13 protein-coding genes are annotated in these 17,181 nt (G+C 60.0%); 11 read left to right on the top strand and 2 right to left on the bottom strand.

Going from position 1 to position 17,181, the window contains the following annotated elements:
• Positions 1 to 256 precede the first annotated feature (256 nt).
• A complete protein-coding gene (locus tag JNN07_12525) occupies positions 257 to 1,645 on the top strand; it encodes a dihydrolipoyl dehydrogenase (protein MBL9168560.1) in 1,389 nt (462 codons plus the stop codon).
• Here JNN07_12525 and JNN07_12520 read toward each other — a convergent pair.
• Positions 1,635 to 2,546: a DNRLRE domain-containing protein gene (locus tag JNN07_12520; protein ID MBL9168559.1), complete on the bottom strand. Its 912-nt coding sequence runs from the start codon at positions 2,544 to 2,546 to the stop codon at positions 1,635 to 1,637. The two genes, JNN07_12525 and JNN07_12520, sit on opposite strands and share 11 nt — an antisense overlap.
• A 327-nt stretch (positions 2,547 to 2,873) precedes the next feature.
• On the opposite strand from JNN07_12520, the gene ilvE reads away from it, so the two are divergent.
• The 6 genes from ilvE (at position 2,874) to JNN07_12490 (ending at position 10,330) form a co-directional block, all read left to right on the top strand.
• Positions 2,874 to 3,743 carry a branched-chain-amino-acid transaminase gene (gene ilvE, locus JNN07_12515; GenBank protein MBL9168558.1) on the top strand — a complete coding sequence of 290 codons (870 nt, stop codon included), beginning with the start codon at positions 2,874 to 2,876 and terminating at the stop codon, positions 3,741 to 3,743.
• Between the two features lie 168 nt (positions 3,744 to 3,911).
• Positions 3,912 to 4,415 (top strand): UvrB/UvrC motif-containing protein, encoded by a 504-nt coding sequence (locus JNN07_12510; protein ID MBL9168557.1) that lies wholly within the window; start codon positions 3,912 to 3,914, stop codon positions 4,413 to 4,415.
• Between the two features lie 17 nt (positions 4,416 to 4,432).
• Positions 4,433 to 5,554, top strand: a complete 1,122-nt coding sequence (locus tag JNN07_12505) for a protein arginine kinase (protein MBL9168556.1) — start codon at positions 4,433 to 4,435, stop codon at positions 5,552 to 5,554.
• A 292-nt stretch (positions 5,555 to 5,846) separates the two neighbouring features.
• Positions 5,847 to 8,330: an ATP-dependent Clp protease ATP-binding subunit gene (locus JNN07_12500; protein ID MBL9168555.1), complete on the top strand. Its 2,484-nt coding sequence runs from the start codon at positions 5,847 to 5,849 to the stop codon at positions 8,328 to 8,330.
• A gap of 372 nt (positions 8,331 to 8,702) precedes the next feature.
• Entirely contained in the window at positions 8,703 to 9,281 is a 579-nt protein-coding gene (locus JNN07_12495; protein MBL9168554.1) for a sigma-70 family RNA polymerase sigma factor, read from the top strand.
• Entirely contained in the window at positions 9,278 to 10,330 is a 1,053-nt protein-coding gene (locus JNN07_12490; GenBank protein MBL9168553.1) for an anti-sigma factor, read from the top strand. Before JNN07_12495 ends, JNN07_12490 begins: the two co-directional genes overlap by 4 nt.
• A gap of 276 nt (positions 10,331 to 10,606) precedes the next feature.
• Here JNN07_12490 and JNN07_12485 read toward each other — a convergent pair whose 3' ends face one another.
• Positions 10,607 to 11,848: a DUF1573 domain-containing protein gene (locus JNN07_12485; GenBank protein MBL9168552.1), complete on the bottom strand. Its 1,242-nt coding sequence runs from the start codon at positions 11,846 to 11,848 to the stop codon at positions 10,607 to 10,609.
• Positions 11,849 to 11,944: 96 nt separating this feature from the next.
• Between JNN07_12485 and JNN07_12480 the strand changes: the two genes are divergently transcribed.
• The 4 genes from JNN07_12480 to JNN07_12465 all read left to right on the top strand — a co-directional run bounded on the left by JNN07_12480 (position 11,945) and on the right by JNN07_12465 (position 16,947).
• Positions 11,945 to 13,408, top strand: coding sequence for a deoxyribodipyrimidine photo-lyase (locus tag JNN07_12480; protein ID MBL9168551.1), 1,464 nt, complete (start codon positions 11,945 to 11,947; stop codon positions 13,406 to 13,408).
• A 116-nt stretch (positions 13,409 to 13,524) separates the two neighbouring features.
• Positions 13,525 to 13,803: a hypothetical protein gene (locus JNN07_12475; protein ID MBL9168550.1), complete on the top strand. Its 279-nt coding sequence runs from the start codon at positions 13,525 to 13,527 to the stop codon at positions 13,801 to 13,803.
• Positions 13,804 to 14,079: 276 nt separating this feature from the next.
• On the top strand, positions 14,080 to 15,024 hold the full coding sequence (locus JNN07_12470) for an HDOD domain-containing protein (GenBank protein MBL9168549.1): 945 nt from the start codon (positions 14,080 to 14,082) through the stop codon (positions 15,022 to 15,024).
• 315 nt (positions 15,025 to 15,339) lie between these two features.
• Complete coding sequence (locus tag JNN07_12465; protein ID MBL9168548.1) at positions 15,340 to 16,947, top strand: NPCBM/NEW2 domain-containing protein; 1,608 nt, start codon at positions 15,340 to 15,342, stop codon at positions 16,945 to 16,947.
• Positions 16,948 to 17,181 lie beyond the last annotated feature (234 nt).

The raw sequence follows: 17,181 nt of genomic DNA, 5'->3' as shown, positions 1-17,181 counted from the left end.
CATGCGGTTGCGCAGCAGGTTTTTGCGAAAACCGAGGCGTGAGGAGCGAGCGTATTGAGCGAAATACGTAAGCGACGAACAACGAAGGATTTCGCAAAAAAATCAAGCAAACGCGTGCTGAACGACTGCATGGATTGGGCTAAAGGCGGAACTCCGTACAGAAGACCAAGCCTCACTCGGAAAAAGCACACCTCTCCGCATCCCGCGACGACTTTTCGGATTGCTCCTCGGTCCGCTTCTTTTCAGGCTGTGGCTTATGGCAGCAATTGAAGTGGATGTGGCGATTATCGGCGGCGGCAGCGGAGGTTACGCGGCGGCTCGGACGGCGGTGAGCCGAGGTCTCACCACCGCAGTGGTAGACGGTGCCGCTCAGCTTGGCGGGCTCTGCATTCTTCGGGGCTGCATGCCCACCAAAGCGCTGCTTCATGCCGCGGAGGTCTATCACCAAATGCAGCGTAGCCAGGTATGGGGACTGCGCGCGGGGGAGGTAGGCTACGATTTTGCGCGGGTAATGGAGCGGAAAAATCGCCTGATCGGCGACTTCGCTGCCTATCGCCAACAACAATTGACGGAGGGGAAGTTCCGGCTGCTGCGGGCGCCCGCTCGTTTTCTGGACCCGCACACGCTGGACTTGGGACCGGCGGGCACCCTGCGCGCTCGAGCGTTTGTGATAGCCACCGGCTCTGTTCAGGCTCCGGCTCCCTTGCCGGCACTGGACCAGGCCGATTGCCTTAACAGCGATGCGGCACTCGAGCTTAAGCAGTTACCCAAGTCGATGGTGGTGTTAGGGGGGGGAGCGGTCGCCATCGAGTTTGCCCAGTTCTTTGGTCGATTCGGAGTGCAAGTGAGCGTGGTCCAGCGTTCCAGTCGCTTGCTCAAGGATTTTGACCCCGATGCGGGAGCCGTGGTCGAGTCGGTTTTCCGTAAGGAAGGCATCCAGGTTTATACCGGAACTCGGCTGTTGGACGCTGGTCAGGACGGGCAGGGGAAGTATGTGGAGTTTGAGCACGAGGGCCAGCGTCGTCGGATTCAAGCCGAGGAGATCTTCAACGGTCTGGGGCGTGCGCCCAACACGGCTCACCTCAACCTGGAAGCCGCCGGTGTGAAACTGGAACGCGGGCGCATCGTGACCAACGACACCATGCAGACCTCGGCTCCGCACATCTTTGCGGCCGGCGATTGCACCGGGCCCTACGAGCTGGTGCATCTCGCGGTGACCCAGGGAGAGGTGGCCGGAGCCAACCTGCTGGCCCCGGCACCGACGAAACGAATGGACTATCGGCTCCTGACATTCGTGGTGTTTTCAGATCCGCAGGTGGCGACCGTCGGGTTGACAGAGGAGGAGGCCCGCCGAAGTGGTATCGCCTATCTGGCGGCGAGCTATCCGTTCAATGATCACGGAAAGTCCTTGATCATGGAGGCGTTGGACGGGCACGTGAAATTGCTGGCGGATCCCAAGACCGGTGAAATCCTGGGCGGTGCCTGTGTCGGTCCGGGCGGCGGTGATTTGATCCACGAGATTGTGGTGGCCATGGCGGCCCGAATGACAGTGCAGCAGCTGGCAGCCGTGCCGCACTACCATCCGACACTCGCAGAGATCTGGACCTATCCGTCGGAAGACCTCGCCAGCCAAATCAGCGGCTAACGACTCGTAAAAAGGCGGCCCGTTCCGAGGTGGGAATTCGCGTGGTCCGTTCGCATCCCACGGGGGCGCCGAGGTCTGTCCAAGGTCCGTCGATCGAGCTGCGCTGTTGGAGCTGGTATTCCGACGCATTGCCGGTCCAGCCCAGCACCAAGGATCCCTCGTTGAGCTCGAGTTTGGTGATGCGGATCTCGGGGCTGGAGATGGAGTAGGTGAGAGTTAAGGTGGGCACCTGATCCGGCGTGGATTCCTTGGAGCCCAGTCTTCGGGCGGTAGCCCCGGCCTCCTCGCGGTTGCTCACCAGAACCCAACCGAAGTTGGAGTCGGGGCGGCAGATCCAGGACTGCACGTCCGCCACCAGGGCAGCGGTGCTCTCGATGGTGTAGTCTCCGGGGAGATCCATCTCGATGTCACTGCTGACAGCGGAGGCAAACTCGACATCATCCAGCGCGCCGCCGGGCCCACTCCAGGGTTCGCTTCCGACGCTGCGCATGGTCCAGGTGGGTTCCCCATCGGTTCCCCGGCCTCCGGTATTGCCCCCGCCTTTGGAACCCTCGATCCAATCGACCAGCACCCGGTGCAGTCCAAAACGGGAAGCGGGAGAGACGGTACCGGGAGGCGCTTTGAGCACGGTCAGTTTCAGAGTGGCGCTTTCGATCACTGCTCCATCGGGAAGCGCCCCGGAAACGTCGAAGCGGATGAGAGCCCGCGTCTTTTTGCCATTGGCGACGGACCCGGATACCAGGTTCACCATGGCGCCGGTGTTGTTGTCGGGAACAGTCTCCATCAACGAAGTGTCCCGGGAAGGGGTCAGCTGGAGGGTGGCTCCCTCGGAGATGAAAGCGACGCTGGCCAGGAGGGCTGTCACCAGGGGAACTCGGCGGAAGAGCGGGGTTGTTTTCATGGGTGTGGGGTTCTGATTGGGTGTCTGGACGTGCTCTGAGCTTTTTCTCTCTGCGCCCGCGACACGCACTGCCGGGCCGCGAGACTATCCGCCTGGGTTTTCGTGTCCCAGCGGATTTCCTCTCTACTTAAACTCTTCCTGGGCCGCGCGAGCTAGCCAAAAATTGCGGCGCCTGGGGCAGTCATGGGCTCAACGAGATTAAAACGATCAGCTCTGCCAGGCGCACATGGGCCCTCCGCCAGAGCCCATCCCCCAGAACCACCGTAGGTTTAAGGAAATCGGTTGCGCCTTTCGGCAGAATTGCCTTACGTTCGCAACACTTTGCGCATGAAAGTGTTTATCGACGGCAAATTCTACGACGAGAAGAACGCCAAGATCTCGGTGTTCGATCATGGCCTGCTCTATGGAGACGGGATTTTTGAGGGCATTCGGGCCTACAATGGGCGGGTGTTCAAACTGAAGGAACACATCGACCGCCTCTTTTGTTCCGCCAAGGCGATTCTCCTGGAGATCCCGATGTCTCATCAAGCGATGATGAAGGCTGTCGTGGATACCTGTCGACGCAACAAGCTCCGCGAGGGTTATATCCGGTTGGTGGTGACCCGGGGCGTCGGCACCCTGGGGTTGAATCCCAATCGATGCGAGCGTCCCTCCGTCATTGTCATCGCCGGTAAAATCAAGCTTTACCCCCAAGAGATGTATGACGACGGCATGGCGATCGTGACGGTGGCCACCACCCGCAATCTGCACAATGCGGTGAATCCGGCCATCAAGTCGCTGAACTACCTTAACAACATCCTGGCGAAGATTGAGGCGAACAACGCGGGTGTGGAGGAAGCGATCATGCTTAACTCCGAGGGCTATGTGGCGGAGTGCACGGGCGACAATATCTTCATCATCAAGGGCCGTCAGTTGTTGACTCCCCCGTTGTCTGCGGGCGCGCTTTATGGCATCACGCGAAATGTCGTGATGGACTTGGCGCGGCAGAGCGGATTGGAAGTGGGTGAACCGAATTTGACCCGGTACGATGTCTACAACGCCGACGAGTGCTTTCTGACCGGGACGGCTGCCGAGGTCATTCCCGTTGTAAAGGTGGACGGTCGCGTGATCGGGAAGGGCCAGCCGGGGCCTCTGACGCGGCAGCTGCTTCAACGTTTTCACGAACTTGCCAACCGGACTGGCGAGCCCTTGGCATGACTTGCCCGGGCGGCGTTTACGGGTCGCAGCGCCGACCCGAACCTCCGTCCGAAGCTGGGCTGGTGGAAATCACAGGATGGGTTATCTTATGATCGTGAGTGCCGTTGAAATTCCCCACAAACAGGGTCTTGACTCCTCCCGGCGCAGAGCCGATATACGGGTAGCTTTATGATCTGCTGCTATTGCAAAGAAAAGCAAGCGACGGTGCATCTCACTCAGATCACCGGGGACAAGATGCAGAAGGTTGATCTGTGCGAGGAATGCGCCAAGAAGAAGGGTGTCAACGACCCTACTGGCTTCTCGCTGGCCGACCTCCTCTGTGGCCTGGGCGCTTCCACGGAGATGGAGCAGGCGAGTGGCGAGGTGCGCTGCCCGCAGTGCGGCTTCACCCAGGCGGACTTCAAGAAGGCCGGGCGTCTCGGCTGTGCGGAGTGTTATCGTACCTTCGCTGAGGGCTTGGAGAGCCTGCTGGAGACCATGCACAAGGGCACTAAGCATGTCGGGAAGGTTCCCTACAGCCTGCAGCAATCCCGGGAGTTAGGCGAGAAGCTGAAGCAGCTGCAGAAGAAGCTAGATAAGGCGATCTCCGAGGAGAATTTCGAGTTGGCGGCGCAGGTCAGGGACGACATCAAGTCGACCCGCGAGAAGTTGTCTGAATTGTCCACGGTTTGATGGGCACGCTCCATGCCATGAATCTCCACGAATTTCTAATCGCTCCCGATCAAGCCGCCCGTCAGCACGGGCCGCACAGCCGGATCGTCATGTCCAGCCGTGTCCGGCTGGCTCGCAATTTGAAGGCCTTTGCCTTTCCAGGCTGGGCGAAGAAGGCTGAGCGAGTGCGCGCCTTAGAGACCATTCGTCCCGCGGTGGAAGGTCTGCCACAAATGGCGGACGTTTTCGCCCAGTCCATGGACAACCTTTCCCAGATGGACAAGCAGATCCTGGTGGAACGCCATCTGATCAGCCGCGAACATGCGGCCAAGAGCGCCGGCAGCGGAGTGGTGTTGAATCGGGAGGAAACCCTCTGCGTGATGATCAACGAGGAGGACCACCTGCGCATGCAGGCCCTGCGGCCCGGCCTCCAGCTGAAGCAGGCCTGGATGGCGATTGATCAGGTCGACTCCAAGCTGGAGCGTAAGTTGGAGTATGCCTTCAGCCCGCAGCTGGGGTATCTGACTGCCTGTCCCACGAATTTGGGAACTGGCATTCGGGTGAGCGCCATGTTGCATCTTCCGGGCTTGGTTCTGGCCGAGCAGATCAACCAAATTATCCAGGCGGTCAACAAGCTGGGGTTGGCGGTGCGTGGCCTCTACGGCGAGGGCACGGAGGCCTTGGGCAATGTGTTCCAAGTTTCTAACCAACGAACGCTCGGGGAGACCGAGGCGGAGATCGTGGAGCGTCTCAACAAGGTTTTGGCTCAGATTATCGAGCACGAGGAAAACGCCCGGGCCGGTTTGCTCGAGAAAAAGCCCAAGGTCGTGTTCAACCATATCGGCCGGGCCTACGGCATCCTGGCCAACGCGCACAGCATCTCGTCCAAGGAGACGATGAATTTGCTCTCCCTGATGCGTCTCGGAGTGGATCTGAACATGTTCCCGGACCTGGATCGCGCGCTGGTGGATGAGCTGTTCGTCATCACTCAGCCGGCGCATCTCCAGAAGCAATTTTCCGAGAAGCTGGGGGCCGATGAACGCGATTTGCTGCGGTCGGACATGCTTCGCGACCGGTTGCGAAATGTGCGGAGGCCGGTGCCCAGTCCATTGGTGCCGGCGACCCCTCCCGTAGCTGAGAAGCCCCCGGGCGGGGAGTAGCTGTCGCTGCCGTTCAGCGCCTCCACCGGCACCGGTTGGCTGTGCCTCCCTAGGACGGAGGCGCGGTGGTCGCGTTGGATCCCGGGCTGGAACTCGGAAGACAGCAAAAACAGCACGGACCTAAATTCGTGCTAAACATTCGGACGGAATTCACGATTAGATCTGCATAAGTGGGGTTCCTGAGGCCGGGTCTGCGGACGGAAGCCAAGCCGCAGTCACAGTGTCAGAGTGACTTCACTGGACAAAAAACTCTGCGGATGCATTTATTCCCTTACGTATGAGCGATGACGCCATGAACAACTTCACTCCTCGCGCCCAGCAGGTGCTCGCCTTGGCGCGCAAGGAGGCGGACCGATTCAACCACAACTTTGTAGGGACTGAGCATCTTCTTCTGGGCCTGATCAAGCTGGGCCAGGGCGTTGCGGTGAACGTTCTGCAGAAGCTAGGCTTGGATCTCGAGACGGTTCGGATGGAGGTTGAGAAGCAAGTGGGCACCGGCACCGATCAGAAGATGATCGGAAATATCCCGTACACCCCGCGGGTCAAGAAGGTCCTGGCCCTTGCGGCCAAGGAAGCCAAGCAGCTGAACCATACCTACGTCGGAACCGAACATATCTTGCTCGGCCTCCTGCGCGAGGGCGATGGTGTTGCGGCCCGAGTGCTCAAGAATCTGGATGTGGATATCGAGCAGACACGCCAGGAAATCCTCAAGGAGCTGGACCCCAATTTTGCTGCCCAGGAAGAGGCTCCCGGCGGAGCTGATCCTGCCCCCGAGAAAGGTGGCACCGAGAAGAAGAGCGACGTGAAGACGCCCGCTTTGAAGGCGTTCGGCCGTGACCTTACGGAGATTGCGCGCAAGGCCGAGATGGATCCGGTCATCGGGCGCAAGAACGAGATTGAGCGCGTCATTCAGATCCTGTGCCGACGCACCAAGAACAACCCGGTCCTCCTTGGTGAGGCTGGGGTTGGCAAGACTGCCATTGTGGAAGGTTTGGCGCAGGAGATCGCCAAAGGGAACGTGCCTGAGATCCTGCGCGAGAAGCGCGTTGTGACCCTGGATTTGGCGCTCATGGTGGCGGGGACGAAATATCGCGGACAATTCGAGGAGCGAATCAAGGCCGTGATGGATGAGATCCGACGCGCCAAGAACATCATTCTCTTCATCGATGAGCTTCATACCATCGTTGGGGCTGGATCCGCCGAAGGCACCATGGATGCCTCGAACATCATCAAGCCGGCGCTGAGCCGCGGAGAGATGCAGTGCATCGGTGCGACTACCCTCAACGAGTATCGCAAATACATCGAGAAGGATGCCGCTCTGGAACGTCGTTTCCAAAGTGTCAAGGTGGAGGCTCCGTCGATCGAGGAAGCCGTGCAGATCCTTAAAGGTCTGCGGCCGAAGTACGAGGAGCATCACAAGGCGGAGATCACGGATGCCGCCGTTGAGGCAGCCGTGAGCTATTCCGATCGCTACATCACCGACCGTTATCTGCCGGACAAAGCCATTGATTTGATGGACGAAGCGGGCTCACGGGCGCGGATTGGCGCCATGACGCGGCCTCCGGAGCTTAAAGACATCGAAGGCGAGATCGAAGAGATCAAGGTTCGCAAGGAAAAGGCGATCAAGGATCAAGACTTCGAAGCTGCCGCCTCCATGCGGGATAAGGAAAAGCAGGCGAAGGAGAAACAGGAGTCTGTTCTTGCCGCCTGGAGAGCCAGCCGCGAGGAGAAGCGGGTCAAGGTCGACGAGGAGGATATCCTCCAAGTTGTTTCCAAATGGACGGGTGTTCCCCTGAAGCGGATGGAGCAGGGCGAGGCCCAGCGTCTCCTGGATATGGAGAAGGAGATGGAGCGGGTGGTGATAGGTCAACGCGAGGGCGTGTCCGCCATCTGCCGCGCGTTGCGACGCTCCCGGGCCGACTTGAAGGACCCGCGGCGTCCGATCGGTACCTTCGCCTTGCTGGGACCGACGGGTGTCGGCAAGACCCTGCTGGCCAAATCGTTGGCGGAGTCGATGTTTGGCGATAGCAAAGCTTTGATCCAGCTGGACATGTCGGAGTACATGGAGCGGCACAACGCATCGCGCATGGTGGGCTCACCGCCGGGATATGTCGGCTACGAAGAAGGTGGCCAGCTCACGGAGCAAGTGCGGCGACGGCCGTATTCGGTGGTGCTTTTCGACGAAATCGAGAAGGCGCATCCGGATGTCATGAACATGCTGCTGCAGATCCTGGAAGAAGGCAAACTCACCGACAATATCGGTCGAGTCGTCAACTTCCGGAACACCGTCATCCTGCTCACTTCCAATGTGGGTGCGGAGACCATTAAGAAGAGCAGCATGGGTTTTGCTCCGACGAGCGACGAAGCGAATTACGAGAAGATGCGGGAGAAGATTCTGGACGAGGCCAAGAAGGCGTTTCGCCCGGAGTTCCTGAACCGTCTCGACGACGTCATTGTCTTCCGCCAGCTGACCAAGCCGGATCTTATCCAGATCTTGGATCTGGAAGTGGTGAAGGTGGTGGACCGGTTGAAAGCGAAGAACTTGAAGCTCGTTCTGGATGAGAAAGCCAAAGACTTCCTGGTCGAGAAGGGATTTGATCCCACCTATGGTGCCCGTCCGATGCGGCGCGCGGTAGAGCGTTACCTGGAAGACCCCATGGCCGAGGAGATCCTGAAAGGGACGATCCAGGGTGCTGAACCGATCAGGGTCACCGTGGAGAATGACAAGCTGAAGTTTGAACAGAGCGCCCCGGCTTCGGGAGCCCTCTCCAGCTGATTAGAGCTCCGACACCGAGTTAGTTTTCAAAAGAGGCGGCTTCGGCCGCCTCTTTTTTTGGCCCTGGGGCCGGGGAGGCCTGCCGGCTGCCCGTCGGACTCGTCCGCGACGGATGTAACGGGCTGGTATTGAAGAATTAATTCGGGGGGGGCGATCAGCGCATGCATCCATTCAGCCTTTTGTAACGTAAAGAGTGTCGATGGAGCGGTTCGACGGCGTGGAACCGTCTCTCAGGCATCATTGGCCCACGGAGGGCAGTAACTTGAATGCGAGACCACTTGTGAGATGGAATGCGGTCTGCTACACAACCGGGGCGATGATGTTTCCGAGAGGACTGGAAAGCCTCCCGGGGACGGTATCACCCGTCGCCACTTGAAATCAGATCTGGATTCGAATCGATCGGATGAGGATGTGGAGCTGCTGCGCCGAGTCGCTTTAGGGGACAAGGTTGCTTTCGCAGAGCTCTACGACCGTCTGTCTGGCGTCCTGTATTCAACGGTGATGCGAATTTTGAATGACAGCCGGGAATCCGAAGATGTGCTTCAGGAGGTTTTCCTCCAGATTTGGGACAAAGCTGGGACCTATGACAGCCAGTTAGGACGGCCTTTCAATTGGGCGCTGACGCTGACTCGCAATCGAGCCATTGACCGCCTGCGAAGCATGAGGCGTCGGTATGAGTTCGTCGCGGAGACAACTGAAACCGCGCTGTCGGCTCCCACCTATGCTCCGGATGCCGGACGTGAGGTTTACCAGCGCGAACGATCCTTGCTCGTCCGCAAAGCCCTCGAGGAGCTACCACTGGAGCAGCGTCAAGCCATCGAGATGGCCTTCCTGGGTGGCCAGACACAGAATGAAATATCCGAGCAGCTGGGTCAGCCGCTGGGAACCATTAAAGCCCGCATTCGGCGAGGAATGCTCAAGTTGAGGGAGACGCTTGGAGATTGGTTATGATTGACGAGCACCTCAAGGAACAAGCCAGTTTATATGTGGCGGGGGCACTGCCGGCCGTTGAGGCGGCTCAGTTCGAACAGGTGTTGAGATCCAATCTGGAGGTGCAGTTGCTCGTGAAGCAGCTGCGGCTTTCCGTGGATGCACTGGCGGCGGCGTTGCCCCGTCGCACTCCCCCGCCGACCTTGCGCGCCCGCCTGCTTCGGGAAGTCGAGAATCGGGCCGCCGCGGTTGTGCCTGTCGCTCCGTCATCGGGAGTTTCCTCTCTCTGGGTTCAGATGCTTCCCTGGGCGATGGCGGCTTGCTTTCTGTTTTACTGCGTGGTTTTGGCTTCGAAGAATCAGGCTCAGCGCGATCGTGTTCATCAGCTGGAAGTCGACTTGGCGGATAAGCTGAGCCGGTTGGAGCAATCGGAAAAACGGATCGAGGAGCAACGGACCGAGGCGCGCCAGCAGCGCAACGAGTTCACTCAAAAGATCCTGCAGCAGGCGGCGGATCAGTTAAAGCACCAGGCGGCCACCGAGACCCGCTATTTGGAGAGAGTGAAGCAGATCCAGCGGGAAAAGACGGAGGCGGCCGCCGCGGCGACCGGGCCTGGACGGTCAAACAGCGGCACGGTGATTGGCAACGACCCTCAAGATCCGACTCGGACGGGAGGCCTGGACACTCCGCCCGGAACTCCGGACGTTCTGCCAGGAACTGGGCTTTCTACCCTTCCCTCCACCCAAACCACCTACCTGGCGGTGCTTCGATCTCGACCCGAGTCGGGACTTTCAGCCGTTGGGGCAGTGTCCTGGGATGCACGCGATCAAAAGGGAACGGTGCTGGTCGAGCAACTCCCCGTGCCGGCCGATCGGGATTACCAATTGTGGCTTTTCACCGACGATGGTCGCGTGGTCAGCGGGGGATTACTCAAATCCGACGCTGAAGGACACGTCACCGCCACTTACCTCTGCAGCCAGCCAGTCAAAGCGGTTACTTCCTTCAAGGTCACACTGGAACGGGCGGGTGGGGTGTCGGCCCCGGGACAGGGGAGCTTGGTGATGGAGTGATGGAAGGCCAGAGCCTTCCAAGGAGGCTCGATGTCCTGCGAAGCATTGGGAATCCTAAAACGGAGAATGGGAACCACGGATCGCGCGGATGACACGGATCCGCAAAGACTTGGAAAGAAGACCCTCATCACCCTGACAGGCAGCGCGAACTCGTGCTCAAGATTGTACCAACGCCCTCTTGATCCGTGTCATCCGCGAAATCAGTGGTTAATCCAATCCCGGTTTTGGGGTAAATGGGGACGATGGTTTGGCGGCCCTCGCGGAGAGCGATTGTGCTTATTGAAGCTTCAGGCCCGAAGGGGTCGCCGGGGTTGCCGCGGGTGTGGGAGTGGACGCGGGCGCAGCCGACGCCGATCCGGCGGTGGCAGCGACATTGCCCTTATAATTCTCCGTCAGCCATTCCGCGAGCGACTTGATTTGGTCGTGGGTCAGCGGGCCCCCATGTTCAGGAGCGAACGCAGGCATGAGCGAGTTCGGTTTGCCTTCCTTGATCCAGTGGGTCCAATACTCCAGATTCGTGGGGTGCTTGAGAGTCTTCAGGTCCGTCACCATCGAAGCGCGGTGTTCGGCTTCATGACAAATTCCGCACGCATTGGCATACAGTTCTTTGCCCATCTTGCCGCGGGTGGGTTCGACGTGGCAGCGGGCGCAGTCGCCCCGGAACACGACCTGACGATCCGCCAAAGCCAACTGCATGTTCTGGGACCGGTTCATCGCTGGGTCCATGTTTGGATCTGCGGGAATGAGAGCAGCGACCAGGAGCGACTTGATCCCGGCGGTCGTGTCCACCGTGACCGTCTTGGTAAGCTTGCCGCGCTTGCCGCGCAGATCGACGGTGACCATGATCGGCCCGTTGCTTCCGGGAGCGATCCGCCAGGGCGTCTCGGGCAGTTTCGCCACGGTGCAGCCGCAGGAGGTCCTCACCGAGTTCACCAGCACCTCTTTATCGCAGACATTGGTGAGCCAAAACGTAAAATGCGCGTTGGTTTCCCCGATCTTGGCCTGATGCTCCTTCGACTCCGAATCCCACGAGAGACTGTTCGGAGGAAGCAACGGCGGGGGCGGAGTGGCGGGCACTGCGCTATAGGTGCGCGGCGGAGTCGGAGCAAGCGGAGGCTTGGGGCCAACCGTAGGACCGGAAGCGGGGAGCCCGAGATAAGGAATCGGGCCGCTACCTAACGAAGGCGCGGGCGCGGCTGGACGTGTCAAAGCCGTGCGATTGGTTCTGACCGAACTCGTGGTCGGCTGTGATCCGGCGGTCAGGAAGGGCAAGGGCGGCACTTCGGGGACCTTGGTGGTTTGACCCTCGGCCAGGTTAATACTCGCAGTCAAGCAGACGGCGAGCACCATTGCTCCTAGGACTCGGGGCGATCTGAAGCAGATACCGATGCGCAACATGGACGAAGTGTAAAGGATTTCCGGGGAAGACGCCAGTGAAAATAGACTGCCGCCGCGAAATGAGACAGTCTGGTAACGACCCCGGTCAGGGGCTCCGCGACGCGATTTTGCAATTCTCATCCCAAGCTTTTAAGGAGGCACATCGCATCTCGGAACTCATCACACCCCTTGCCCCCCTACTAGAAAAGGTTGCCGAACCGAACCTCCTCGCTATCTATGAACCCGGTGACTCGAAACAATACAACGATCGTTTGGTTCCGGACGGATCTTCGTCTCACGGATAACCCGGCAATTTATGCCGCATCCCAGCGAGGCGGTTCAGTTCTTCCCGTGTTTATCTGGGGTCCGGAAGAAGAAGGCGAGTGGCCCCTGGGGGGTGCTTCGAAATGGTGGCTGCATCAGTCCCTGGGTTCGCTCCGTCAATCCCTGGTGAGTTTGGGCACCCCCTTGATCGTGCGACGAGGCTTGGCTTTGGAAGTTCTCCGTCAACTGGTTCGGGAGACGGGCGCGACGGCGGTCGTTTGGAATCGACGGTATGAACCCGCGATCATCGCGCGCGATCGCGGGGTCAAGGAAGGGTTGAGGGCCTTGGGCATCGAAGCGGAAAGCTTTAACGGGTCGCTGCTTCGGGAACCATGGACGGTCAAGACGAAGACCGGAGGGCCGTATCAGGTCTTCACCCCCTTCTGGCGCGCATGTCGGTCGGAACTGGAACCGCCGGCGGCACTACGGCCTCCGGCCTCCCTAGTTCCCGTGGATCGGCCGGTTCAAAGCCTGACGATCACGGACCTGGGACTCGAGCCCAGGATCGATTGGGCCGCAGGTTTTACCCCCGTTTGGTCTCCAGGCGAGCGGGGGGCACAGGCGCTTCTGAACCAGTTCCTAAGTCAACGGGAGGGGGCCTACGCCCACGATCGGGACCGCCCTGACCGGGAGGGGACATCGCGCCTCTCCCCACATTTGCACTTCGGAGAAATCAGCCCGCGACAGATCTGGCTCGCTGCGGCGGCGATCGCAGCGGCGTCGGGGACTTCCTCGACGCAGTGGCAGGAATCGAGGTTTTTGACGGAGGTGGGCTGGCGCGAATTCGCGTTTCACCTGCTGTACCACTTTCCTGACACGCCCCTTGCCCCGTTGCGGCCGGAGTTCTCGCGCTTTCCCTGGCGTCCCGATGCTGCTGCGCTACGCGCGTGGCAGCGGGGCCAAACCGGCTATCCTTTGGTGGATGCCGGCATGCGTCAGCTTTGGAAGACGGGATGGATGCATAATCGCGTCCGCATGGTGGTGGCTTCTTTTCTGGTCAAGCATCTCCTGCTGCCTTGGCAGGAGGGGGCCCGCTGGTTCTGGGATACCTTGGTGGACGCCGATCTGGCGAGCAATACCCTGGGGTGGCAGTGGACGGCTGGCTGCGGCGCGGACGCCGCACCATTCTTCCGCATTTTCAATCCGGTCAGCCAGGGCGAGAAATTCGACCCTGAGGGAACTTACGTGCGGACTTGGGTTCCCGAGCTCGCTCGGCTACCGGCCCACTGGATCCATCAGCCTTGGGCCGCGCCCGCCGCCGAGCTTCGCGACCTGGGCGTGGTCTTGGGCAAGACCTACCCGCGTCCGATGGTGGAACATGCCACCGCCCGGGCTGACGCCTTGGCCGCGTATGCCGCCACCCGGGGCGGGGCCTGACCGGGGCACGGCCAGATACCACTTAAGTCGTATTGTCGGAATGGGGAAGGGTGGGCTAAGGATAGCGCGACGATCGAAATGACGATCGCTTGAGCTAAATCAACTGAGCCGACGGTATGAATCCTTCATTCAATGCTTATCCGAAAGGGCGCTGGATTACTCCCAAGCCCAGCATGCAGCCCGCAGCGGCGTCGGGGCATCACGCTTCCCTCTGCCAGCTGGTTCCGTCCCAGCCCATCGAGCCCGCGGAGGCCTCCTTGAGCGAGCTCTTCTGGAACGAGCCCGGCTTCGCTCTGTCCGAGGAGGCGCGCGCCCGAATTGAGCAGGCGTTGGAGGCAGTTCTGAAACGAGAGGTGGCGGTCTCGGTTGCGCCGTCAGAACCTCTGGTCGCTTGAGACGCTCATCCATGATTCTCTAAGGAGCGCTCCTGTGGCGGGCTGGGATTGAGCTGACTCTTTCCCGGCCTGCAGCTTCTCAGGAGCAAACAATCCACCTCGAAACCTACCAGCGGCGCGTGATGCAGCGCGCCGCTTTTCTTTTTTTACATAGCAAGGGCGGTGATCCGGCCGAAGGCTTCAGCGTCGCGTGAAGGTGCCGATAGCTTGTTCGTGGCATTGGGGACTTAAAGTTCCTCCAATTCCTTGTCGAGCTCGGCCGCACTTTGAACCATCATGCCATCCACCTTCACGCCAACTCACGCTCTCGAGCACCTGCGGGGGCGTTTGGATCACTGCGGTGACGAGTGCGCGGAGTCACTACGCGCGTTGCTCGGCTTGATTTCGCCCTCCCGACCTGATTCGGTCGAGTCCCTGGCCCACATCATTTTCGACGGTGGCATCTGGCCCCTGATGAAGCAGACGGTCAACCTGGTGGCGTACAACCCGCAAGGGACGCTGATTGATAGCCCGGAAAGCGCCGTGGCGAACGTGGGCCTGGACCGGGTCTCCCGGCTGGCTCTCTCGTTGATGGTGGAGCGGTGTTTTCGATTGCAGGTCTCCGCGTTAGCCCAGCGGGACGCGGAGGCGCTGGCGCTGGCGAGCGGGTTGCTGGTTCGCGAACTGGCGCGGCGCCAGGCGCCTTGTGATTCTGAGCTCGGAATGGTCTGCGCCATCCTCCGAAACTACAGCCGCCTGATGCTGGCCGGAATTGTTCGGGAGGACGCTGCCGAAGCGCGATCCTTGGCCGTCGCCTTGGATGACGACGAACGCTACGTGGCGATTTTCGGGCTCGCTCCTCTCGAACTGAGCCAGCACCTCTTCATCGCCGGTCGACTTCCGCGCGTCCTCAGCAGCTGTCTGTCCGAATGCCCTTCCTATCTCATCACCGCGGCCCCATTCACCTATGAGGACGAGATCATTCGGTTGACCGACTTCGCATTCAAAGTAACGGCCCTCAGCTCGGATCCCAAGGCCGATCAGGACAAGCTATCGGTTCAGATCGATCGTGTGCGGGAACTTTTGGATTTACCTCCTTCGCTGCGTGGCTGGGATGTGGAGACGATGTTAGTTACCGTCCTGCAGCAACTGACTGAATGGTGGCCGCCTGGCGGAGAAGCTGAGCGCCATTCCGCAGTCATTGACGGGCTTCGTTCGGTCTGCCACCGGGCCGTGGCTTAGTCGCGTCGCCGAATACGCGATGAGGAACCAAGACCTTGAATAGGGCTCGACGGAAAACGGAACCATAAACTTAGTCGGATCGATCCTCGATCAAGTCTCTCCCTACCGCCGTGACGAGACGCTGCGCGCGGTAGTGGGGGCATGGCTTCCCACGGCAGAGCATCGATGAGTCGGCCGTGGTGGCAACAAGGAGCCGCTTTGAGCGGCTCACCCTCCGCCATAACTCCGGCTCCGCCGGAGGTCATTGATATCCCACCGCTCCCCCAGGTTCTCTTTTTCCTCGATTACCCGTGCGCCCCGATTATGGTGCCGTCCATGCCATTTCTGCACCTGATCGCTTCCGCTGCGCGCTCTCAGAGGTCCTGGGTGTTTATTTTGCTCGGCCTGATGTCGCTGCTGCCGGAAATCGGGGCGGCGCGGGAGATCGAACTCACGCTGCAAACACGGGACCCGGAGACTGGGAAAGTTATTTTGACGCGCGAGCGGGTTGACAGCCGGCGCATCGGGGTCATCGCGGTCGACGTATGGAACTATCATTGGTGCAAGACGGCGACCATGCGCGTGGATGCAATTGTGCCGCGGATCAACCGGGCATTGGAGGCGGCCCGGTCTCTCGGGATGACCGTCATGCTCTGTCCGAGTGACGTGGTTGAGAACTATGCCGGATATGCGCAACGCGAGGCCGTTTTTGCGCTGCCCAAGGTAGTCGTTCCGAATGTCATGAATGTGACCTGTCCTCCGGTTCCGGACGCTGGCGGGTGTGCTTGTGGAAAAGAACGCTGCGCCGGGAATTACGGATGGGATGGCATGCACCCGGCTTTGAAGTTGGGCGGTGCGGATTGGATGCCTGATACGCAGGCGGAGGTGTATGCGATTTGTCAGCAGCAGGGCATCACCCATCTCATCTACGTCGGCTTTCACACCCAGGTCTGCCTGCTAGGCAAGCCCATGGGATTGCGGGCCATGAAGTCGGCCGGGCTTAAATGTGTGCTCGCTCGCGACATGACGGACGCTCACCCAGGCTATGACCCCACCCGAAATTTCACACCTGACTTGAACACCGAGCAGGTCGTGGAACACTTTGAGAAACATCTGGCGGCCACCATTCATTTCGAGCAGGAGTTGCTGGGTCTTGGTCTTTGGGATCGGGGATGGGTGCTCGATCCGGTGCGCGTCACCCCGTGGGGAACCCGGCATCGTCCGCATCTGTTCGAGCAATCTGTCACGGTGACCTTGACCACGCCACTGCAACCCGGTGCGGAGGTCCGTTACACCCTGGATGGAAGCGCGCCAGGGCCTGGCTCCACCCTTTACGAAAAGCCCTTCGTGATTTCTTCCAGCACCGAACTCCGAGCTTCTGCGTTTCGCCAAGGCAAGGCGGTCTGCTCGGAATCGGAGGCCAGCTTTGCTCACCTCGGGCCGTTTCCTCCGGCGCCCGATGTCTTGATCGGGGATCTGCAGCCGATTCGAAGTGTTGGATTTGGCCATACTTATGGGGGAACGGTTCGCTATTCAGGACAGACCAGGCCGCCCCAGAAGGACAGGTCCAACCTAGGACAGGAGCTCCGCATCAACCGCCAAGTCTACACGCGCGGAATGGGCGTGCATGCCCCGTGCGCGCTTACGTACGAATTGAAGCCGGAGTATCGGCGGTTCGTCGGGTTGGCGGGCGGGGACGAGAACTTGGTTCGTGTGAGCAACGGCTCCAACCTGGCGATGCATCAAAGCGTGGTCTTTAAGGTTTTCATCGACGGGAAGGAAGCTGCCGCCAGCCCAGTGATGCGGGTATTGTCATTGGCGTGGCGCTTCGATGTTCCCATCCCGCCTGGATCCAAGATCATTACTCTGGCCGCGATGGACGCCGGGGATGGCAGTCGGGAGGATTTTGCGAACTGGGCTGAGGCCGGATTCTTGATCAAGTGAGCGGGAACGTGTTCTCAGCATTACCTCCAAGAATGGGCGCTAGACAAGTTGCAGGGGATCCTCACGTGTTCGCGTGAGGTCCTGATGCCGAAGCCGAGAACCCTGCGGGTTCAAAGAGATGATCCGGGGCGTGGAGCGCAGCGACACCCCCGGTCTGTCGGCCCCCCAATAAACAGCACCCTGAAAGGCGTGCCACCCGTCGGCCAATGGGCTGACGAAGTGATTAGGTTCCTT

This window comes from Verrucomicrobiales bacterium (genome assembly GCA_016793885.1).
Classification (GTDB): Bacteria; Verrucomicrobiota; Verrucomicrobiia; order Limisphaerales; family UBA11320; genus UBA11320.
This window is presented reverse-complemented; position numbering and strand designations above follow the sequence as displayed.